Origin of the sequence: Paraburkholderia sp. BL27I4N3 (genome assembly GCF_003386115.1) — a bacterium.
Classification (GTDB): Bacteria; Pseudomonadota; Gammaproteobacteria; order Burkholderiales; family Burkholderiaceae; genus Paraburkholderia.
The window spans coordinates 2,675,845-2,696,170 of sequence record NZ_QREJ01000001.1 but is presented as its reverse complement, the minus strand read 5'-3'; the positions used below and the strand labels follow the sequence as shown (position 1 = coordinate 2,696,170).

Below are 20,326 nucleotides of genomic sequence, written 5' to 3'. Positions count from 1 at the left end.
CGTGACGGGATGCCGGTATTGCGCTACGCCCGGCTCATGCCTTGGGCTGCACCTCTGCGAAGTATTGAGGCGCTTCGCGGCGATCGAACATTCCGTACTCCCGGACAACGCGAATGTGCCGCAAGCGCACGGACTTCGGCAGCGTCGTATTGCGCTCGAAGGCTTCAGCGGCCGCAAGGTTGTCCCACGTCGCTACCGCAATGACGTCGCCCGGCGTTATCAGCGCGTCGAAAGCGTCCCAGGCGACGAGGCCGGCTGCCGTCGTATCGAGTCCGAGCGCATGGGCAACCGCCTCCGCACCCGCCTGCTTGACCCAGTCCGGCGCGTGTTGCGCGTCGAGTAGCGTGACCGCCTTGCCAAGTCCCGTTTCGGTTGCATCTAGGCGTTGCTCGACCAATGTCTGCCCGGCCGGCACGCACGTATCCGCGACGGTCTGGCCAATGCGCAGCCGATAGTCGGCAAACACGCGGTCGCGCGCCGCCTGCTGCACCTTGTGATGGTTCGTCGTCACTCGCCAGCGAACCAGCGACTTCTCATCGCGCCAGCTTGATAGCGAGAGCAGCCATCCCTGGCGTGTCAGGCTCGCGTAGCGGGTGTTGTCGACGAAACCATCGATCGCATCGAGTTCCGGGCGCAGCATCCTGGCCATGCCGAGATAGGCGTCGAATTGTTCGGATAACGGATTGACTTCGAGCATTGCAGAAAACATGGATTCCTTGGTCTGATTGAGGACGCCTGGCCGTGTGGCAGGACATGGAATCGCAGCGATGCAGTCGATTCATCACCATGTGACTGTCGCGCGATGGGTGAGCTGATTGTCGGAGAAGCAGAGGGTTTCTTGAAGCGCCAGCAGGCCGCATATTGGGCCATTCCATGTGCGAATTCTGCCAGGCTGTCATGGATAACCACGCGCCGCGCCGATCCGGAAACAGTCACTTTCCGTTTGCTCAACAAAGCTAATGCCAGCGGGAAGGAATATCGCAAAGGCCGTTTTCGTTTGCTGGATTAAAGAGTTCGAAATTGGGCCATTTGTGGTCTTCTTCGTGCCAACCACACAAAGAGCGCGTCTCCATGCAAGGCATGGCGCTTAATATCGCGGCATCTCCCTGGCGTCCGATGACGCGACGTCCCTATAACGAGGGCGCAGGTCTAGCGGCAAGCTGCAAACACATTGAAGTTGGAATCAGGATGGACAGATTACGTGAGATGGAGGTATTCGTAGCCATCGTCGACGGAGGCAGTTTTACCAGCGCGGCGGACAAACTTGGCATGTCCGCCCCCGCGGTGTCGCGGGCGCTTACGTCGCTCGAAGCCCGCTTGGGTGCGCAACTGCTTGCGCGAACAACCCGTTCAGTCAGGCCGACCGAGGCGGGTATGTCGTACCTCGATGCCTGCCGCAAGGTGTTGGATGCGGTCACGGACGCCGAAGCCGATGTCGCGGCCTGTCAGGACAACCCGGTGGGCACGCTGACTATTTCCGCGCCGGTGCTGTTCGGCCAGCGCTTTATCGCTCCGTTAATCGACGCATACGCCCAGCGGTATCCGGACGTCAGCATCAACGCGGTGTATGTCGATCGCACCACGCGGCTTCTCGAGGAGGGCGTGGATGTCGCCATCCGCATCGGCCACCTGGGCGATTCGTCGATCTATGCCATTCCGCTGGGTTTTGTACGACGTCGAACCTATGCCGCTCCGGCTTATCTCGCAGCGCATGGCGAACCGGTTCATCCGAGGGAGCTTGCGGATCACCACTGCGTGTCCCTGACGGGCGTGACGAATCCGCTGGAATGGACGTTTTACGAAAACGGCTCGCGGCTGTCGGTCCGGGTTCAGCCGCGAATGACCGTCAATCTGGCGCCCGCGGCCGTGATGGCCGCCGTCGATCGGGTGGGAATAACGCAACTGTTTTCCTATCAGGCGGCCCCCGAGGTGCTCAATGGAACGTTGCTGCCGGTCTTGACGGCATTCGAACCCGAGTCGACGCCTGTCAACTTGCTGCATGTGGAGCGGCGCGGCGCGAGCGGTAAGATTCGGGCCTTCGTGGAGTTCGTCACCGAGACCCTGCGCAGAAACGTGCATCTTCAACAACACATGGAGACCGCGACGGCTCTAAATGAGACCGCTGGAATTTTGCGTTCGGTGTGACAGGGTGTGCCGGGGGCGCGAGTCTTTCTATGCGAGCTCGCCGATACTGCGAATCTTTCAAGCCGACCTGACCGACCCCGCGGGCGCGACGGCAAGACGAAGTTCGCGGTAGGCAGTCACCAGCGCATCGAGGCTGAATGTCCGGTTCAGGCCGCTGGGATTGGGCAGCACCCACGCGCGGGCGCCGCCGAATGCAGTGGGCTGCTGCCCCCACTCGATGTCGCGGCTGCCCGACATTGCGCTGAGCGCCATCTTGCCGAGGAAGGCCACGCATTGCGGCGCGTAGCCTTCAATCTTCCGCTCGAACTCCGTCGCGGCCGCCTTGAATTCCCATGAGGACAGCTGGTCCGCTCGCGCGGTCGGACGCGAGACTACCGTGGTGAGACCACAACCGTACTGGAGAAGCGTGTAGTCGTCGTCGGGCCCGATCTGTTCGGGAGTGAAACCCGCAAGATGAATGGTCCGCCAGAACCGGTTGCCTCGGCCGGCAAAATGGTGGCCAGTCGACGCCGCTTGCACGCCGGGATTGATACCGCAAAATACAACGGATAAACCCGGCTCAAGGAGATCAGGAAGAGATTGAGGTGAATCGGCGCGAGTCACGGAGGGTGCAAGTCGATTCATTGCATAAAGTACATTCGAGGCATTGGGCGGCAACAAACCTGCGTAGATGCGCGATCTAGTCGACCGTTTCCAGTTTCGCAGTTTCGATCAGCTCTTTCACGTCGCTCGCTACCCGCGGCTGGCTGGCCACCGTACCACGGAATCGTTGGCGATACTGTCTGGGCGTGACGTTGAGGCGTCGGAAGAAAGTGGCTCGCATATGCGTGGCGCTGTGAAAACCACAATTGAACGCCACGGTCTTCAGAGGGGCATCGGTCTCTTCGAGCAGTTTCCTCGCGGTGTCGACGCGAACCTGTTCGACAAACGCCGACGGCGTCACCTTCGCATACTTCGCGAACAGGCGCGAAAAGGTACGGCGGCTGACCGACACAGCACTGGCAAGCTGTTCGATCGACAGTGCGTCGGTTATGTGCTCGGTCACGTAGCGCAGCACCTTGCCGACTATCGGATCCTGGTCCTTGCGCACTCCCATATAAGGACTGTACTGAGACTGTCCACCTTCCCGCTGGATGTAGACCACCAGACGTTTCGCAACCCGCACCGCCAATTCGTGCCCCCAGTCTTCGGCCACGAGCGCAAGACACAGGTCGATGCCCGCCGTCACGCCGGCTGAGGTGAACAGGCGTCCATCGCGGATGAAGATCCGGTCGGGCTGCACGGACGCCTGCGGAAACTCGTCGGCGAGCCGGCTTGCATCGGCCCAGTGCGTGGTCACTTCCTTGCCGTCGAGCAGCCCGGCGCGCGCGAGCACGAATGCGCCGTTGCAAACGGAACCGAACCGGCTTGCGCCGTCTGCCTGGTCTTTCAGCCACTTCAGGAATTCGGGCCGTGGCTCGACATCGGGCAAGCGCGGTCCGCCTGCCACCAGCAGCAAGTCGAATGGCGTGTCGAAGTCCGCATAGGCGTGGGGAACCGTGAGTTGCATCCCGTTCGAGCAGGCCACAGTGCCGGCCTCGTTTGCCATGAGAACGACTTCGTATTGCTGGTGCTCGGGCAAAAATGTGTTTGCTTCCGCGAATACGTCCAGCGGGCCAGCGACATCCAGTGCCTGCACATCATCGAATATAACAATGGCGACTTTCATGGCGTGACCCTCGTTCCTCGTTGCTGGCGTTCATGCGCGCGTCCGGTGAGCGGCTTGCCCGCCGGTTCGCGACACAGGTGTCTCTTCGCTGCGCCTACTATAAGAGCGAAGCGCCACGGGATAAATGCGCTGGCCCGAAATTCACTTGTTACACCAGGTGAGGGTATATAGACCGCGCAATATTGCCAGGCAGCGCGCAGACACGTTCGTTCGCCGTCGCGCATGGCGCCACCGGCTACGTGGCCCAAACCTCATCTTTATTGGCCAGCGACGGCGCTAACCATGCACACAGTCGCTGCGCCGACTACCTATGCTTGTTCTCATCAATGCGGCTGGGAACGTTAAGCCCTGGCGCACCAGAGAATCTGTCGCCGGCGAAATGCACGTCCGTCCCTGGCCCCTGGTTGCGCGCCGGACTGGCCACGATGGGGCGACAGCCGCCTCACACATGTCACGGTCGAAGTTCGGACCTGACGCGAATGGAGGACAGATTCATCATGCTGACGGAAAAAATTCAAAGCTCTTTTCTGTTCGGGGGCAATGCGCCCTACGTCGAGGAGCAATATGAACTCTATCTGGCCGACCCGGCATCGGTCGCGCACGAGTGGCGCGCGTATTTCGATGCGTTGCGCGAAACACCCGCCATCGACGGCAGCGACCGCGACGACGAGCCGCACGCGCCCGTGGTTTCGAACTTCGTCGATCTGGCCAAGCGCTCGCGCGCCACCGAGATCAGGCTCGACGACGGCCTGGCGATCGCCAGAAAACAGGTGGCCGTGCAGTCGCTGATTGCCGCGTTCCGCCTGGTCGGCACCCGCAAGGCGAAACTGGACCCGCTGCTGTGGACGCCGCCACGGGCTTCGGTCGAACTGACGCCGGCGTTCTACGGTTTGTCGGCAGCCGATATGTCCACGCGATTCAGCACCGCCGACACGTTTCTATTCGACGAAGACGCCACGTTGCAAGACATCGTGACGGCACTCGAACAGACCTATACGGGCACACTCGGCGCCGAGTTCATGCATTTGACGGATGCGGGCGAACGCCGTTGGTGGCAGATGCAACTCGAGTCGACCCGCGCAAAACCTTCGTTTTCGGTAGCGGAGAAAAACCGCTTTCTCGAACGTCTGACCGCTGCTGAAGGACTGGAGAAGTACTTGCATACGCGCTATGTCGGGCAAAAGCGCTTCTCGCTGGAAGGCGGTGAATCGTTGATCGTGTTGCTGGATGAACTCGTCCGCTATGGCGCATCGAAGAAGGTCGACACGGTGGTGATGGGCATGGCGCACCGTGGGCGTTTGAACGTGCTGGTGAACATTGTCGGCAAGCCTTTGCGCGCGCTCTTCGACGAGTTCGAGGGCAGGAGCGGCGACCCTTTGCCGGCCGGCGACGTCAAGTATCACAAAGGCTACAGTAGTGTCACGCAGACGGACGACGGACCCGTCGACGTCGTGCTTGCGTTCAATCCCTCGCATCTGGAAATCGTCAACCCGGTCGTGCAAGGCATGGCTCGCGCGAAGGCAGACGCTTCGGATGAAGGCGACAGCAGCGGTGTGCTGCCCGTCGAAATTCACGGCGACGCGGCGATGTCCGGGCAGGGCGTCGTGATGGAGACGTTGAGCCTGACTTACACACGCGGACACGGCACGGGCGGAACCGTCCACGTGGTCGTCAACAACCAGATCGGCTTTACGACCTCGGATCCGCGCGATACGCGCTCGTCGTTCTACACCACCGACATCGCGAAGATGATCGAGGCGCCGGTTCTGCATGTCAACGCGGACGACCCGGAAGCGGTGGCCATGGCGGTGCGCCTCGCGCTCGACTATCGCACGGCCTTCAGGCGCAGCGTGGTGATCGATCTCGTCTGCTTTCGCAAGTACGGACATCAGGAACAGGACACGCCCGCCATCACGCAGCCTCTCATGTACCGTGCAATTGCCAGCCATCCGGGCGTGAGGACCGTGTATGCCCAACGGTTGATCAAGGAAGGCGTGGTGACGCCGGACCAGGTCAAGGACTACTTCGACGCGCAGCGCGAAAGTCTCGAACACGCGAGAGAGAGCAACGCGGTCGAGCTGGCCGTTCAGGCGGACGACATACCCGCATGGCCGACGTTTCTCGAAGACTATGCCGGCCCGGTGCAGTATGGCCCGCCGTTGGCTGACCAGGTGCGTGCGCTGGCGCAGCAGGTCTCGACCGTTCCGGACGGCTATGAATTGCATCCGCTGGTCGGCAAGATGATCGCCGCACGCCGCGAGATGGCCGCCGGCAAAAAGCCGCTGGATTGGGGCATGGGCGAGCACCTGGCATTCGCCTCATTGCTGGACGCCGGGATCGATGTCCGCCTGAGCGGGCAGGATAGCGCGCGAGGCACCTTCAATCACCGACACGCCGTTCTGCACAATCAGACGCGCACGTGCCGCTCGGAGGGCGTCTACATTCCGCTGGAGCATATCGGCGAGGAGCAAGGCCGGTTTACCGTGACGAACTCCATTTTGTCGGAGGCGGCCGTGCTGGCTTTCGAGTATGGCTATTCGACGGTGAACCGCAATGCGCTCGTCGTATGGGAAGCGCAGTTCGGGGACTTCGCGAATGGTGCGCAGGTCGTGATCGATCAGTTCATCGCGGCGGGCGCCGCAAAGTGGGGGCAACTCAGCGGGTTGACGCTGTTCCTGCCACACGGACAGGACGGGCAGGGACCGGAACACGCGTCGGCGAGGCTCGAGCGATATCTGCAACTTTGCGCGCAGGACAACATGCGGGTCGTCCAGCCGACCACGCCCGCGCAACTGTTCCACTTGCTGAGAATGCAGGCGGCTGTCTTCGATCGCCGGCCGCTCGTCGTGATGACGCCCAAGTCGCTCTTGCGTCATCCGGAAGCCGTCAGCACACTCGACGATCTGGCCACGGGTGCGTTCCGCGAGATCCTGGCGGATACGCAAGCCGAGGCGTCGCGGGCGTCGAGTGTGGAGCGCGTGATCGTGTCTTCAGGCAAGGTCTATTTCGATCTGCTGGAACATCGCCGCTCGTCTGGTGCTGGCGATACGCCGCTCATCCGCGTCGAACAACTCTATCCGTTTCCGTCCCGGCAACTCGCAGCGGAGTTCGCGCGTTATCCGAATCTGAAGACGGTGGTCTGGTGTCAGGAGGAGTCGCGCAACCAGGGCGCGTGGAGCTTCGTCGAACCGCAGTTGCGTGAGATCCTGCCTTCGGCCGCGCAACTGCTGTATGCGGGGCCGGCGGCTTCCGCGTCGACCGCACCCGGTTATCACGCGGTCCACGCGGCGAGGCAGGCAGCGCTGATTTCGAGTGCATTCGCGGGCTGACGGCGCATACGTATTGCGGTGATGCCGGTGCATCGCCGCAATGGCCCAAATCCGGCCTATCCTGGCCCGGATCCAAGCTCCTTTATGCGTGTGCGCAGCCTCGATCGTTGTCAGAATGAATAAAGCCGTTTCTCACGATACTTCCAGACGCACATCATAAAAGTGCTAGATGGGTTGCGCTTTGTACGGAGAACCCGTCGAAACAATCGCCCATAAGCTGGTAAGGAACATACGCTGTTCTCGAGTTGGAAGGGAAATCGTCCTTAATTTGGCCGCTGATATTTTCAGCGCCCGTTTCCTTGCGAGTCAGCCATGACCCAAAATCCAAATGTTGCTTTAGACGTTCTCATGAAACCGCCGGCTGCCGGCGAATCGATGTCGGGCGCCGACATCATCCTGCGCGTACTCAGCGAACAGGGCGTCGATACCGTATTCGGCTATAGCGGCGGCGCAATTTTGCCGACGTACGACGCCGTGTTTCGCTTCAACGAAATGCACGCGCAAACGCCCGAGCGCCAGATCAAACTCGTCGTGCCCGCCAATGAACAGGCCGCCGGCTTCATGGCCGCCGGTTACGCGCGCGCGAGTGGAAAGGTCGGTGTATTCATGGTGACGTCCGGCCCCGGCGCGACGAACGCGGTGACGCCGATCGCCGACTGCAACGGCGATTCGATCCCCATCGTCCTCTTATGCGGACAGGTGCCTCGGGCCATGATCGGCACGGATGCATTTCAGGAAGCGCCTGTCTTCAACATCATGTCGGCGTGCGCGAAACAGGTGTTTCTGGTGACCGACCCGGCGAAGCTCGAACAGACGCTGCGGACTGCGTTCGAAGTCGCGCGCACTGGCCGTCCAGGTCCGGTCGTCGTGGATGTGCCGAAGGACATCCAGAACTGGACGGGCACTTACCGCGGGCAAGGTACGCTGGAATTCAGAGGCTATTCCGACCGTCTTCGAATGGTGGCGAATGGCGCTCGCCTCGACGAGGACAAGCGCACCCGCTTCTTCGATCTGCTGGCGCAAAGCAGGCGGCCGCTGCTGTATGCCGGCGGCGGCATTATCACGGCCGGCGCGACGGCTGAACTGCGTCAGTTTGCCGAGCGTTTCGGCATCCCCGTGGTGACCACGTTGATGGGTCTTGGCGCCATATCCGTAAAACACGAACTGGGGCTCGGCATGCTGGGCATGCACGGCGCCGCGTGTGCGAACTACGCGGTGGAAGACTGTGACTTCCTGATCGCGGTGGGCGCCCGCTTCGACGACCGGGTGGCCGGTGGCCGGCCTGATGCCTTTGCGCCCAGAGCGCGGTATGTCGCGCACATCGACATCGACGAGGCGGAAATCAACAAGGTGAAACGCGCGCAGTGGACGCACGTCGGCGACGCTAAGGATACCTTGCTGTCATTGATGAAGCATGGCCCGGCGGCGCCGCGGACGATGGAATGGCTCGATCGTATCGAGGAATTGAAGCGAGTCTACGGGATGAACTACGACCGCAATAGTCCGGCAATTCAGCCGCAATTCGTCGTCGAAAAGCTGAGTGACCTGACCGGCGGCCGAGCGATCGTTACCACGGGCGTCGGCCAGCATCAAATGTGGGCGGCGCAATTTTTCGACTTTGTGGAACCGCGCAGTTTCCTGACTTCAGGCAGCATGGGGACCATGGGTTTCGGACTGCCTGCGGCTATCGGCGCTCAATTGGCGCGGCCGGATGCGCTTGTCATCGATATCGACGGTGACGGCAGCATCCGCATGAATATTGGCGACCTGGAAACGGCCACCACTTATGGCGTGCCGGTCAAAGTCCTGTTGCTCAACAATCTCGGTGACGGGATGATCCGGCAATGGCAGCGTCTCTTTTACGACGGGCGCCTGTGCGTGAGCGACAAGTCGCTGCATCGCAAGGATTTTGTCATGGCGGCACAGGCCGACGGATTTGAGTTTGCGCGTCGCGTTGCAACCATGAGCGAACTCGAGGAGCAGCTCAAGGCCTTTGTGGAATTCGACGGACCAGCCTTCCTCGAAGTGATGGTCGACGAGAACGCCGATGTGTTTCCGATGGTGGGGCCGGGGCAAAGCTACGCGAACATGGTCACCGGGCCGTTCATTCCGTCCCGGGCGGAGCCTGAAGCCAAAGGGAAGGGCACGGAGCGTCAGGCGGCCGCGGATATGTTCTAGCCATGCGAGACGCACACCGTCGCTGTCACGCAAGCCAGGCAGAGGAGGGCCGCGAGGAATTCATGGCTTCTCTCCTGGTTTGCCGCGCACCAGCGACTCCGGATGGCGCTCCAGATAGTCGGCCAGCGCGTTCAGCGATTGCAGCGTGCGGGTCAACTCCTGCAGCGCCTGATGCACATCCGACTGCATGGGCGAGTCCTGCTGCAAAGTCGCCTCGGCGGAGCCGAAGGTTTGCCGCGCGGCGGCGAGTGTGTCGCGCGCCTGCGGCAGGACCTCGTTGTTCAGCCGGTTGAACAGCGCGTCGGCGTTTTTCAGCGACGTGTTCAGATTCGAGCCGATCTGATCGAACGGAATCCGATTGAGCTTCTTCGCAATGTCGGCCACCTGCGTCTGCAACGCGTCGAGCGTGTTCGGAATGGTCGGCAGCCGGATCGGCTCGCTGTTGGTGTCGAACTTGACGGGCGCGGCGTTGGGGAAGATGTCGAGCGCGATATACAACTGGCCCGTCAGCAGGTTGCCGGTGCGCAATTGCCCACGCAGGCCGCGCTCGACGAGCCGGCGCAATAGTTCGTGGCTGGCCGCGCTACCCGCCTCGGGCATCGTCGCGCCACGGGAGCGCCGGCGCAGCCGGTCGGGGTACAGATCCAGCGTTACCGGCATGACAAAGCTGCGCGCGTCCGGATCGTATTCGACGCCGATGTCCGTCACCTGGCCGAGCACGATGCCCCGGAAGTCGACCGTCGCGCCAACCGACAGCCCACGCAGCGACTGATTGAAGATCATCACGGCACGTACCGGCGCGCCGTCCGGCGCGCGCATGGCATCCACTTCGTCGGCGGCAAGCCGGAAGCCGGTTTTCTCCGCGGCGAGTGTACCCATCGGCTGGCCTGGCGGCGTCTGGAATGCGAGGCCGCCGACCAGAATCGCCGCGAGCGACTGCGTGTTGACGACGAAGCCGTCCGAATCGAGCCGCACATTGACGCCGCTCGCATGCCACCAGCGCGAATTGGTGCCGACGTACTGATCGTACGGCGCGGCGACGAACACCTGCATCGTCACGCCCGTGCCGTCCTTGTCGAGCGAAATACCGTAGACCTGGCCCACCTGCACGCGCCGGTAGAAAATCGGCGAGCCGATGTCGATCGAGCCGAGCGAATCGCCATGCAGCGTGAAGCGATGGCCTTTCTGGTTTGCGGTGATGGGCGGCGGCGCCTCCAGTCCGACGAACTCGGTTTGCGTTTGCGTGGAGCGGCCGACGTCCACGCCGATATATGCGCCCGAGAGCAGCGTGCCGATACCCGATACACCGGCGGCGCCCACGCGGGGGCGAACCACCCAGAAGCGGGTGTCCTTGACCGCGAAGCGCTCCGCCTGCTTGGTGAGTTGCACGGCGATCTGCACGTGGGTCCGATCCTGCGACAGCGTGATCGACTTCACCGAACCGATTTCGACGTCCTTGTACTTGACCTGGGTCTTGCCGGGTTCGATGCCTTCGGCGTTGTCGAAGACGATCGTGATCGCCGGACCGCGCTCCGTGACCGCCTTGATGACGAGCGCGAGACCGATCAGCGCCGCGATCAGCGGCACGACCCAGACGAGCGAGGGCAGCCAGCTGCGCCGTGGCGTGATGTCGGGATCGGGCAGCTCGGGCGGCAGGGCGGGTCCTTGTTGGCTACTCATGGCGAGGTACCGAAGCATGGCTGCGGCTTGCCGCGCGGGTCGGCGAGCGGACGCGGGGCGGGCATGGATCGAACCGCCTCGTCATGCCTGGCCTGGTCCCCGGCGCCGCGCACCTGGTGCCGCCTGCGGGTGGCACCGATGCCGCGCTCAGGGCTGCACGGCCTCCCACGACGAGTCCGGATCAAACGATTTGAGCGCGGCAGCGGCGCGCGCCGACTGCGGGCCGAGGTTCTTCTGGTAGATCTGCCCATCCTGATTGACGATAAAGCTCATCACGCCCGTCTTGCCATAGTCGGCGGGCCACGCGACGAGGCCATAGCCTTTCGTCAGCGTGCCGTTCTCGACGTAGTCCTGACTACCGCCTTTGGCATGCGGTCCTTGCGCGGTCAGGATGCGGAAGTGATAGCCATGATAACCGTCTTTCGAGACAGACTCGGTGTGCGGCATCGTCGCGGCGAGCGGGCCAAGCGGGCTCTCCGCTTCACCCGGCGCGCTCGGCCAGTACAAGCCGTCGCGCTTTCCCGGCGTGCTGAGAATGCGCTGCGCGTAATGCTGCGTCAAGCCTTGATAGGCGCGTTGCGCGTCGAGATAGGCGAGCGACGTCTGCATCGCCGCGCGCTCGTTGCGGCCGATGCGGCGCGTCGCGATTTCGTCGCGGCCGGCTACGGGATCGAAGCGCCAGCCTTTGGAAGTCTGCACGAGCGGAATCGGCAGCGACCAGCCACTGGTGCCGACCGTCAGATGCTTGCTCGCGTGACCGCCGGCCGGCGCGGGATCGTCGACGATCTGGTGTCCTGCCGACCACGCGCCGAGAAAGTCGTAGATGTCCTCTTCGCCGACGTCTTTGGTTGGGATAAAGCGGGTGAAGTCGTTGCCGAGCACGTGCTGCATCGCGCCGTGATCGTTGCTGGCGAGCGCGTCGACAAACGCGTTGGCCGCGGCTTCGGGCGTGGGGTAGACAGCTTGCGCATGCGCCGCGGACGCGCCGAACACAAGCATGGCAAGCGCGAGCGCGGCAGCGACGAGGCGCCGGGTTAGCGCGGGGGCGCCGGCATGAGGTGCGCCGGCGGTATGGAACATGCGGATGCGGATCATGAGCGGCTCCTGTGAGATCGGTTTCAACGTTGCCGGCCGAAGTGACGCTGACCGCCGCCTGCGCCCAGCCCACCGCCGGTGCGTTGGCCGCCGCCGCCCGCGCCGAAACCGCCGCCGCGCTCGCCCGCGCCGCCCGCGCCCAGATTGCCACCACGTTGCTGAGCGCCGCCATTCGCGCCGAGGCCGCCGCCGCGGTTGTTCGCCTGCGCTTGCCGGCTGGCTTGGCCGCGCTGCATGTCCCGCTGCGCGTCGCCGCCATTGCCCGCGCCGCGCAAGGCGTTGTCGCGGTTCACGTGCTGCGCGCTGTCGCGCAGGCTGGCGGGCGAGTTGCCGCCCTGGTGGATGCCCTCCACGCGCTGGCTGGCGGTGCCGCCCAGATTCTGGCCAGTGCGGTTCTGCAAGGTCTGCTGTGCCTGCGCGCGCGATGTTGCCGCTGCCGACGTATCGCGCCCGCGATATGCATCGCGTTGCGCGCTGCCCACGTTGGTCGAGGTATTGCGGTTGAAGGTCGAATTCCGGTTCCAGTTGGTCGTGCTGCTATTCACGTCGAGCCGCCGGTTCACATTGATGTTGTTGTATTGATTCACGTTGATGTTGACGCTGTGATTGTTCCAGTTGACATTGCTCCACAGCGAACTGGTGATGGCGACGCCGACGCCGAACGCGAGGCCCGCGGCAAGACCGTTGGCCACGGCATAGCCGGGTGGGGGCGGCACGTATACGGGCGGGTAGGCCGGATAGGGCCACGCGCCGTAGACGACCGTGGGGTTGTACGTCGGCACATAGACGACCTGCGGGTTGACCGGCACGATCTGGATCGTGCTCTGCTCGACCACCACTTTCTGCTGCGGGTTGGTCTGCAGGTTGCCGGCCTTCTGCGCCTGCTTGCGCAGCCGTTGCACGGAGTCCATCACGTCGTCCGGCTGCGCGAGGAAGGCGTTGCCGAGTTGCGTGACCCAGTCGGGTTTGGACGCCATGGTGGCGAGCACCTGCGGAAACGCCACCAGCGATTGGACGCTCGGGTCCCACGGCTCCGACGCGACCGCCTTCACGGCGTCGTCGCCCTGGAGTTTCGGATTGGCTTTCGACCACGCCGCCGCCGACGGCACCTCCTGCGGAAAGGTGGAAGCCATCAGCACTTGCGCGAGGAGGGCGTCGGGGTAGAGCGCGATCGGCGCGGTCAGCGAGTCCAGTTGTTGATTCGAGATCTTCGCCGGCGTCTGCGCGGCAGTTTGTGCATGAGCGACCGGCGCCGCCACCTCGGGCAAAAGCGGCGAGCCGGCCAGTGCGGTCAATGCGGCCAGAAGAATTCGCGATCTTCTCTGGTATGCCCTGGAGCGTTTCACGATCAGGTCTCCCTTGTTGGAAGTTGTTTGCGGCGCAATGCTGCGCTGTATGAGACGTCGACGCCGTGACCGTGCCGCGAAGCGGCCGGTCGCTTGAGACGGGGCCGATCACCCGTGCGGCAACCGGTGATGCAAGGACCCGCGAAAATCGGACTTCAAATGGACTCCGAATTGTGTGCCTGGCAGCGTGTGTCTGATCGTCCGCGCCATGCATTCGTGGCACGTTCGCGACGACACTAAACCGCGCCCCGCGCAGAGAGCGTGATGCGTGCGTGCGAGATACCGTGCATCTTACGCAATGGCGACTACTAATAAACCTTTTCCGCGAACATGTGCAAACTTTTGCTCAAATAAATTCTAGTTGAATTTCTTTCGTTCATGGATTAACGGCGCGATGCTTGCTGGGTTTTTTCGACGGTTGGCGCTTCTCAGAAGCTCCTTGCCTTGCGCGCAAGATCCATCGGGATCGCTGCAGTCGCGGTGCATGGATTAAGTCTTTCGCATAAGTTGCGTAAGTTAGTTATGCGTTGGGTCATAACGTCCTCGAAAAACGCGCGTGCGTGCGACCGGACATTAAAACGGACTAGCGTCATTCGATCCAGCCGAACATGCGTTTTTGTTGACGCGTGATGCCGGCGTCTCGCTCAGCCCGGTTGATCGGCGACGTGGCTCCGGTGCTACAGGTCGTCGCCGACGAATCGGCGGAGTAGGGGTTGTCCGGCTGCGCCTGCAACGCATCGCGAATCTCGCTAGACCACGCCTCACGCTCGCCGCGATATGCGTCGAGACCTGCAGCATAGAAACTTTGCAGCGCGCCGCGCAGCGCTAGCAGATGCGTGAACGTATCCGCGAAACTGTTTCGCCGCACCCACGCCGCATATTCGATGCGCGGCGCGATCCGCGGCCCATCCAGTTCGATCGACTGCATCGAACCATGCGTCCGACCGGGTGCAGGTCGACAAGAAGAAGGGCTGTTGCACAACCGAGGTGATTGAAGCGGCGCCACAACCGGGCGAGGATGCATGGCTGCGTAACTGGAACACGTCGGCCGCCGTGTTTCTGCAACAACGCTTTCAACAGGAATGCTTAGGGAAGTCGGGTCGCGCGCCGTGAAGCGATTTCTATCCGGCGTTGCAATGCTGGTTGCTTTATTCGCGGCTGCATCCGCGCCGGCCGATCCCGCGCCGCGCATCATGGCGCGCGCATCTCGAACGTTCTGCGTGTCGAGCGTGCGCTAACTCGCGCGTGGCAGCGCTGGTTGGCAAGCGACGCGCTCGCTTGGCGAAACTTCGCGGCGGCCGCGCGCAAAGGAGAGTGGCGGCAGACCATTCCGGCCTTGAATGCGTGGATAGACAGAGCAGGCGACTTCGGTCGTCCCGCGCGGTACCCGCTGGACTGCGGCTCGGACGCGGACCAAGCGCAAGAACGACAGCTTGCCGGGACCGCTGAACCGGTACCAGGCGGCCGTCGATTCCCACGCGCACAGTCGCGCGCTGCATCGTTTCTGGAACGATATGAACCGTCCCTTAAAGGCTCAGGATTACCCACTTCTTGCAAGCGAAAGGTTTCCTCTGCCCATTCGTCGCGTTTGAAGTCGAGCCAGCGTTGGGCCATGCGATGAAGGGCGCATTCGGCCGCGCGAAAATCGTCGATGTCAGCGGAGTTCAAGGAATCTGTAGAAACAAAAAACCCCGTAAGACGTTGATCTTACGGGGTTTCTCGAACTGCTTCGGCTTGCGCCGTAACTGCTAATGGTGCCAGGAGAGGACTCGAATGATAAATATAACTATTTGATTGTAAATAAAAAAATATCGTTGTTCGTGTTGCATATACGTATGCGTATACGCAAAATCATTGGATTCCCCGGGATGTTGTCTCATGGCCGAGGTTTCGAATACCGCGACGCTGGGCAGGCTCTTCAGGTTGGGGAAATTTGCTCCTTTTATGGGGTGCAGGTGGTCGGAGGTTCAAATCCTCTCGCCCCGACCAATAGATATAAGGCTCTCATGGCTTCGGCTCTGAGAGCCTTTTTCGTTTGGGGCGATTTTGCCCCCACGTTTGCCCCCACAGGACGGACGGTTCTCCCGGGAACAAAGCGGAATTTTGGGTCGCGTCGAGGGGCCGGCGCGCATTCGCTGCTCACGAGATTGAGACTCGTATATCAATGCGCGAACTGTGCTCGCGACAACCTGTTTACTGGTAACGCAGTCCCATTTCTGACGGCTCGGGGGCTGCCAGCGCTCCAACTGTAGGGCGGCGGAGCAGCAGTTCATTCGCTCAGGAAAACCAGGAATGCGCGTTGGATACTAGTACGGCCTATCGATAACAGCCTGAGGGAATCTCTATGAGGACACTGCAAGGTGGTGGATCGCTGCTCAGATCGAAACATCGATTAGGCTCCTATAGGTTTATCACTCCGCAGAGCGCAGCGCTGTTCGATCACTCCCTCTCCGCCAGAAGCGGCGGCAAACCCCGCAGAGTCTGGGCCTAGTCGCATTTTGATTTTGCGCGATCCACACAACGACATCAAGTCATAGCCGGATTCCGGCGGACCTTCTTGTATGTCGGTCCAATGCATGGACCGAACTTATGTCCAGTCGCCGACAAGACGTTGATGACGTGTGCTTTATTAGCCACCATCGCCAACTCCAACGCAGCGACGATGCCGTACAACTCGCCCTTAATGTTGACGTCGACCATGCGATCGCAGTCCCCTACGTGCAAGCGTTCAAGCGTCGAGCGAGCGAGGCGTGAGTTTCGTATAGTTGAGCATGACATCGATGCGGGCATGCGTCTTGATGGCGTGGTCCACGAGGTGTTAAGCCTAGTGGTGGTGGGGTTGTCGTCCCTCAACCTCACGGAGTGGCTTGTCTCTAGTCTTCGTCGTACTGTGGGATCCCGGCCAACGGTTGCGCAGAGGATGCGGGCGGCATATCTCGTCGCATGGAATTCAACGCCAAGGCGCCCGCCGTTGAGCAAGTGACCGACACCGCGCCCGCCAAGAATCCTGGCCCAATTCCCGCATGTCCGGTCAGCAAGCCAAGAAGCGGCTTGTCACGCCAAGCGTCGTGTCGAAGTACGGGGTGGACGCACCATCGCAGCGCCATTGCTCGCGGCGGCGCGCCACGCACGGCCTCGACGCCGAAACCCGCGTAGACGAGTGCATAGCTGATCGCCGTCAATGCCGCCGTGCGATGGCGATTGAAAGCAAGTATCGGCACGGAGTTGCGGCGACAGGCTGAAATCGTTGGCCGTACAGGCGAAGATCACCAAGGAGGACGACTGTTTGACGCGGGCAGCGCAATTTGTGCAGTTGAAATAGGACAGTGCTAAGCTAAGCTATTACTTGTCGGAACGCGAATTGTTTCATAAAGCTTTCGAACATGACAAATGTAATATCCGAACTAGGTTTTGTTTGCCCTAAGTGCGGCGTCCCGATGGAAGACTGTTGGGAAGTCCTCGCCGCGGGGGAGATTCACCGCCTTACTTGCCAGTGCTGCGGCACCGAGTATGACGGTTTGATTGTCGAATGTCTCGCCTGTGGATCTGAAGACTTTATCACGAGCGTCTCGATGATCGATCTTGAAGGGATCGCCTGCTCTTCGTGTGGTCATCGCAATCGCCCTGCCGGAGCCGATGATGAAGAGTCTTGTTTTTGAGCGCGGGCTCAATCTCGGTGGGGAACACGTCGTGCTCAGCCTTTTCCAAACGGCGCGCGGTTTTTCGCTTGAACGGCGGCTTATTGAAAGGGATCAAACAGCATCTGTCCAAGTGCTGCCGATTTCTGCGCTAGGCGATCTACACCGATTTGCAGACGCGGACCCGTATTCGGAGGAACTGGCTCCGTTGTATTACGAAGTTCGGCGTCACCTCGTGGAAAATCGCGTGGCCGAATAGCTACGCAAGCGCCTGAAGGGGTTGAGGAGGGTGAGGAAATGATTGCCCAACAGGCGCCCCCTGAAGTTGGCGGTCTCTTCGAAGAGCTCATGGTCGCCAAGGACGACTCTGAACTGGCAAGTTGCGTCAAATCAATCGTCACCGCGCTTGGCGGTGAGTCGTACGTGTTCGTTTCACTCCATCCCAGCGCGACAACGGCTACCCGTGCGACGCATCGTTTTCTCATTGGCTGCCGCCCGGAATGGTGTCAGATGTATAACGCCAATAAATGGTACATGACTGACCCGTTTCTAGAGTATGCGCGAAGCAACACCGCTCCAATAACGGGGTCCGAGATTGTCGCCGAAACACAGGGCCAGCGCGAAATGCTCGTCGCGGCAAGCAAACACGGCTTCAGAAGCGGGATCGTGGTGCCAGTCCACGCCAGCGCCACAGAGCGTATGGGTGTTCTGTACATCGGATCAGACGATAGCCAGGCTGTCGGGGAAAAGAGGCTGACCGTGCACCGATTGTATTTCAGAGCACTTGCCATGGAATTGCTCGATTGGTCCATCCGAATGACAAAACGCGAGATCCTTGAGGCGCATGGTATTACTGAAATGGATCTCCGCGTAGTGGGCTACCTTAAAAATGGATTTACCGCGGAAGACATTGCTCGCGAGATGGACATCTCCGTTCAGACCGTCTACGTAAACTATAGAAAAATAAAAGACAAGATTGGTGTTTCGCATATCTCGGAAGCGGTTAAGTTCGCGGAAATGAATGACCTTCTGGCGTAACTCGGGTAGAGCGTTTTGGCTCTCGCTCACTTTACCCACGGCTGCAGGCGCCCTGTTCCTTGTCGGACGCCCTTGGACATTTGTGGCTGTGGTCCTGTTCGTTGTTCCTGCGCTGGACGCAACGATAGGGCGAGGAGCCCCCAAGTCGGGGCAAGCCATCGAGAAAACAGATGAAGATCAGGTACCTGGCTGGTTTGCTTGCTCTTGGGCCTTGGCACTCGGAATCGGTGCATACCGTGCGTCAACTGCATCAGGGGTGGAACTGATCGGACTTGTTGTCGCGTGCGGAGTGTTAAGCGCTACCGCAATGGCACACCTGCATGAGCTTACGCACCGACCAGCCAGAATATGGCAGCACGTTAGTGACCTGGCATTCGTCATTGCCGGCTATCCGCATTACCGAGTTGCGCACCAATTGCATCATCGACATGTTGGAAATCCGCAATTCGGTTCGACTGCTTCATTAGGCACGACGGTATGGTGTCATGTTGGACGCTCCTATGCAGCGGGGTTGGTCTCGTCGTTTTCGCGGCGTTCCCATCCGGGGGGAAAGGTACCGTATAGCCTTTTTCGAAATGCACTGTTCGCAATATTGTTGCTGGGCTTCGCCGCGCTTCTGCAATGGAAGATTGCGCTTTTCTACATCGGATACGCTGTTGTGAGCGTGTTTGTCGTTGAGGCAGTCGGGTACATGCAGCACTACGGATTCGACGCGGACATTTCTCGCACTGCGCTTACGTCGTGGGATGTTGACTTTTGGTTGTCGAACTGCCTACTCGTGAACAACGGCTTCCATAACGCTCATCATCAGGACGGTGAAACGCCATATCTGGGTCTCACCGCGCAACGAACCACTTTGCCGGGTGGCTACTTTCAAATGCTTTGGTTGACGCTTCTCTCGCCGTTCTGGTTTTCGATAATGAATCGACGAACGAAGGTCTTACTCAGGCGGCGGCGACGTCAGAGCGTCACTGTCAGAAATCAAACGTCTTGCGACGTTTGCGAGATACGATGAGTCAAGCGTTTCAAGTTGGATCTTTATGGCGTGCTCCGTATGCAAATAATTTTTCTTCGTCGAGCGAGTGTACGCAGGGTCGTAATAGTCGACCATGATGCTCTCGAAGAGAGCTTCGATCTCGCAGCGTTCAGCCATCGACGCCCACTTCTGTAGTGTCGCCCCGCTTACGAGTGCTTTTAGGTGTCCAAGTTGTGTGACTAGGCCCGTGGGGTCTCTTTCGAAGTGGGGATACTCGCGACGCCACATTGCAATTCTTTCGCGCATCGGGGTCTCGACAGCGAATAAACGTCCGCCATGCATTCTATGGAACAGCGCAGTCGGTAATTGGACGTGACCGATTCGCTTGCTTTCACTTTCGATCCAAATCCGCTTTGCCGAGTCCAGACGACTTATCTCGGCAAGCAACAGGCTGTCAAAAAATTTCTGGCTTGGTTGGGCTCGCCCTGGAATTGCCCCAATGATCGAGCCGCGGTGCGAGGCAAGCTCCTCTAGATCGATGACCTGTGCACCTGCCGTCCGTAGCGCGAGTAGCAGTCGAGTTTTTCCGCATCCGGTGGGGCCAGAGAGCACATTGAACTGCAAGTGCGCGGGGACCTCTTCGAGAGTTTGACGCACCCAATTTCGATATCCTTTCCAACCAGTCGGCAGCCTGTCGACCTTGTAGCCGATCGTTTCCAGAGCGTCTGTCCAAAGCTTGCTTCGCTTCCCACCACGGAAGCAATAAACCAGGACTGACATTCGTCGATCGCTCCGAAAAAACGGAAGCTCGAGGTGCCGGGCGATGTTCTTTAGGGAGTAGGCGACACCGATCTGATACGCGCGCATCGGATTGGTGCGATGAGTAGTACCGACTTCCGCATACTCATCGTCGAAGACGACCGGAAGGTTTATGGCCCCAGGCAGATGGTCTTCGGCAAATTCGCGCGGGCTTCGTGCGTCGATAATCAGGTCAAATTTCTTGAGAGCATCCAAATCATACATATTTCGCCCTCTCTAGCATGGTGTACTGGAAAAGTCAATGCAAAATGGCGTTGCCCCGATCCTAGGTGTGTCGGACTAAACTTTCGCTTAGTGACCGGCTAAGGGGCTGTAGCCCCGTTTTGAGTCGGCAATAGCTTCTGCGCTGACCGAACGATCGTTGTGATTTCGAC

The 20,326-nt window shown here is 60.6% G+C and carries 15 protein-coding genes; 7 read left to right on the top strand and 8 right to left on the bottom strand.

Annotated features, from left to right (window positions below; all coding sequences use genetic code 11):
- Window positions 1–34 precede the first annotated feature (34 nt).
- A complete protein-coding gene (locus B0G71_RS12410; protein ID WP_116142110.1) occupies window positions 35–709 on the bottom strand; it encodes an antibiotic biosynthesis monooxygenase in 675 nt (224 codons plus the stop codon).
- A gap of 93 nt (window positions 710–802) precedes the next feature.
- Between B0G71_RS12410 and B0G71_RS40935 the strand changes: the two genes are divergently transcribed.
- Both B0G71_RS40935 and B0G71_RS12405 read left to right on the top strand, forming a co-directional pair.
- Window positions 803–1,009, top strand: coding sequence for a hypothetical protein (locus tag B0G71_RS40935; protein ID WP_147308672.1), 207 nt, complete (start codon window positions 803–805; stop codon window positions 1,007–1,009).
- Between the two features lie 179 nt (window positions 1,010–1,188).
- A complete protein-coding gene (locus B0G71_RS12405; protein WP_116142108.1) occupies window positions 1,189–2,145 on the top strand; it encodes a LysR family transcriptional regulator in 957 nt (318 codons plus the stop codon).
- Window positions 2,146–2,202: 57 nt separating this feature from the next.
- On the opposite strand, the gene mug is transcribed toward B0G71_RS12405, so the two are convergent.
- Complete coding sequence (gene mug, locus B0G71_RS12400) at window positions 2,203–2,769, bottom strand: G/U mismatch-specific DNA glycosylase (RefSeq protein WP_116142106.1); 567 nt, start codon at window positions 2,767–2,769, stop codon at window positions 2,203–2,205.
- 55 nt (window positions 2,770–2,824) lie between these two features.
- A complete protein-coding gene (locus B0G71_RS12395) occupies window positions 2,825–3,853 on the bottom strand; it encodes a GlxA family transcriptional regulator (protein ID WP_116142104.1) in 1,029 nt (342 codons plus the stop codon).
- Window positions 3,854–4,350: 497 nt separating this feature from the next.
- Here B0G71_RS12395 and B0G71_RS12390 point away from each other — a divergent pair, with 497 nt between their 5' ends.
- Window positions 4,351–7,182 carry a 2-oxoglutarate dehydrogenase E1 component gene (locus B0G71_RS12390; RefSeq protein ID WP_181916763.1) on the top strand — a complete coding sequence of 944 codons (2,832 nt, stop codon included), beginning with the start codon at window positions 4,351–4,353 and terminating at the stop codon, window positions 7,180–7,182.
- A gap of 312 nt (window positions 7,183–7,494) precedes the next feature.
- Complete coding sequence (ilvB, locus tag B0G71_RS12385) at window positions 7,495–9,360, top strand: biosynthetic-type acetolactate synthase large subunit (RefSeq protein ID WP_181916762.1); 1,866 nt, start codon at window positions 7,495–7,497, stop codon at window positions 9,358–9,360.
- A 60-nt stretch (window positions 9,361–9,420) separates the two neighbouring features.
- Here ilvB and B0G71_RS12380 read toward each other — a convergent pair whose 3' ends face one another.
- The 4 genes from B0G71_RS12380 to B0G71_RS41335 all read right to left on the bottom strand — a co-directional run bounded on the left by B0G71_RS12380 (window position 9,421) and on the right by B0G71_RS41335 (window position 14,409).
- Complete coding sequence (locus B0G71_RS12380) at window positions 9,421–11,040, bottom strand: intermembrane transport protein PqiB (RefSeq protein WP_116148552.1); 1,620 nt, start codon at window positions 11,038–11,040, stop codon at window positions 9,421–9,423.
- Between the two features lie 147 nt (window positions 11,041–11,187).
- Window positions 11,188–12,135 (bottom strand): DUF2950 domain-containing protein, encoded by a 948-nt coding sequence (locus tag B0G71_RS12375; protein WP_116142100.1) that lies wholly within the window; start codon window positions 12,133–12,135, stop codon window positions 11,188–11,190.
- Window positions 12,136–12,158: 23 nt separating this feature from the next.
- Window positions 12,159–13,481 carry a DUF3300 domain-containing protein gene (locus tag B0G71_RS12370; protein WP_116142098.1) on the bottom strand — a complete coding sequence of 441 codons (1,323 nt, stop codon included), beginning with the start codon at window positions 13,479–13,481 and terminating at the stop codon, window positions 12,159–12,161.
- 589 nt (window positions 13,482–14,070) lie between these two features.
- Window positions 14,071–14,409: a hypothetical protein gene (locus B0G71_RS41335; RefSeq protein WP_181916761.1), complete on the bottom strand. Its 339-nt coding sequence runs from the start codon at window positions 14,407–14,409 to the stop codon at window positions 14,071–14,073.
- Window positions 14,410–17,063: 2,654 nt separating this feature from the next.
- Here B0G71_RS41335 and B0G71_RS12355 point away from each other — a divergent pair.
- Genes B0G71_RS12355 through B0G71_RS42640 form a run of 3 tightly spaced genes read left to right on the top strand, consistent with a single transcriptional unit; the run spans window position 17,064 to window position 19,172 of the window.
- On the top strand, window positions 17,064–17,378 hold the full coding sequence (locus tag B0G71_RS12355; RefSeq protein WP_147308671.1) for a hypothetical protein: 315 nt from the start codon (window positions 17,064–17,066) through the stop codon (window positions 17,376–17,378).
- Window positions 17,379–17,416: 38 nt separating this feature from the next.
- Window positions 17,417–18,157, top strand: a complete 741-nt coding sequence (locus B0G71_RS12350) for an autoinducer binding domain-containing protein (RefSeq protein WP_116142092.1) — start codon at window positions 17,417–17,419, stop codon at window positions 18,155–18,157.
- A complete protein-coding gene (locus B0G71_RS42640; RefSeq protein ID WP_116142090.1) occupies window positions 18,141–19,172 on the top strand; it encodes a fatty acid desaturase in 1,032 nt (343 codons plus the stop codon). The genes B0G71_RS12350 and B0G71_RS42640 overlap by 17 nt, the downstream gene beginning before the upstream one ends.
- On the opposite strand, the gene mnmH is transcribed toward B0G71_RS42640, so the two are convergent.
- On the bottom strand, window positions 19,098–20,156 hold the full coding sequence (gene mnmH / locus B0G71_RS12340) for a tRNA 2-selenouridine(34) synthase MnmH (protein ID WP_116142088.1): 1,059 nt from the start codon (window positions 20,154–20,156) through the stop codon (window positions 19,098–19,100). The genes B0G71_RS42640 and mnmH overlap by 75 nt on opposite strands.
- Between the last annotated feature and the right edge of the window lie 170 nt (window positions 20,157–20,326).

Excerpts from the sequence above, each read along its gene's own strand:
- B0G71_RS12410 (WP_116142110.1), bottom strand. The coding sequence starts at position 709 with ATGTTTTCTGCAATGCTCGAAGTCAATCCGTTATCCGAACAATTCGAC.
- B0G71_RS40935 (WP_147308672.1), top strand. The coding sequence starts at position 803 with ATGGGTGAGCTGATTGTCGGAGAAGCAGAGGGTTTCTTGAAGCGCCAG.
- B0G71_RS12405 (WP_116142108.1), top strand. The coding sequence starts at position 1,189 with ATGGACAGATTACGTGAGATGGAGGTATTCGTAGCCATCGTCGACGGA.
- mug (WP_116142106.1), bottom strand. The coding sequence starts at position 2,769 with ATGAATCGACTTGCACCCTCCGTGACTCGCGCCGATTCACCTCAATCT.
- B0G71_RS12395 (WP_116142104.1), bottom strand. The coding sequence starts at position 3,853 with ATGAAAGTCGCCATTGTTATATTCGATGATGTGCAGGCACTGGATGTC.
- B0G71_RS12390 (WP_181916763.1), top strand. The coding sequence starts at position 4,351 with ATGCTGACGGAAAAAATTCAAAGCTCTTTTCTGTTCGGGGGCAATGCG.
- ilvB (WP_181916762.1), top strand. The coding sequence starts at position 7,495 with ATGACCCAAAATCCAAATGTTGCTTTAGACGTTCTCATGAAACCGCCG.
- B0G71_RS12380 (WP_116148552.1), bottom strand. The coding sequence starts at position 11,040 with ATGAGTAGCCAACAAGGACCCGCCCTGCCGCCCGAGCTGCCCGATCCC.
- B0G71_RS12375 (WP_116142100.1), bottom strand. The coding sequence starts at position 12,135 with ATGATCCGCATCCGCATGTTCCATACCGCCGGCGCACCTCATGCCGGC.
- B0G71_RS41335 (WP_181916761.1), bottom strand. The coding sequence starts at position 14,409 with ATGCAGTCGATCGAACTGGATGGGCCGCGGATCGCGCCGCGCATCGAA.
- B0G71_RS12350 (WP_116142092.1), top strand. The coding sequence starts at position 17,417 with ATGATTGCCCAACAGGCGCCCCCTGAAGTTGGCGGTCTCTTCGAAGAG.
- B0G71_RS42640 (WP_116142090.1), top strand. The coding sequence starts at position 18,141 with ATGACCTTCTGGCGTAACTCGGGTAGAGCGTTTTGGCTCTCGCTCACT.
- mnmH (WP_116142088.1), bottom strand. The coding sequence starts at position 20,156 with ATGTATGATTTGGATGCTCTCAAGAAATTTGACCTGATTATCGACGCA.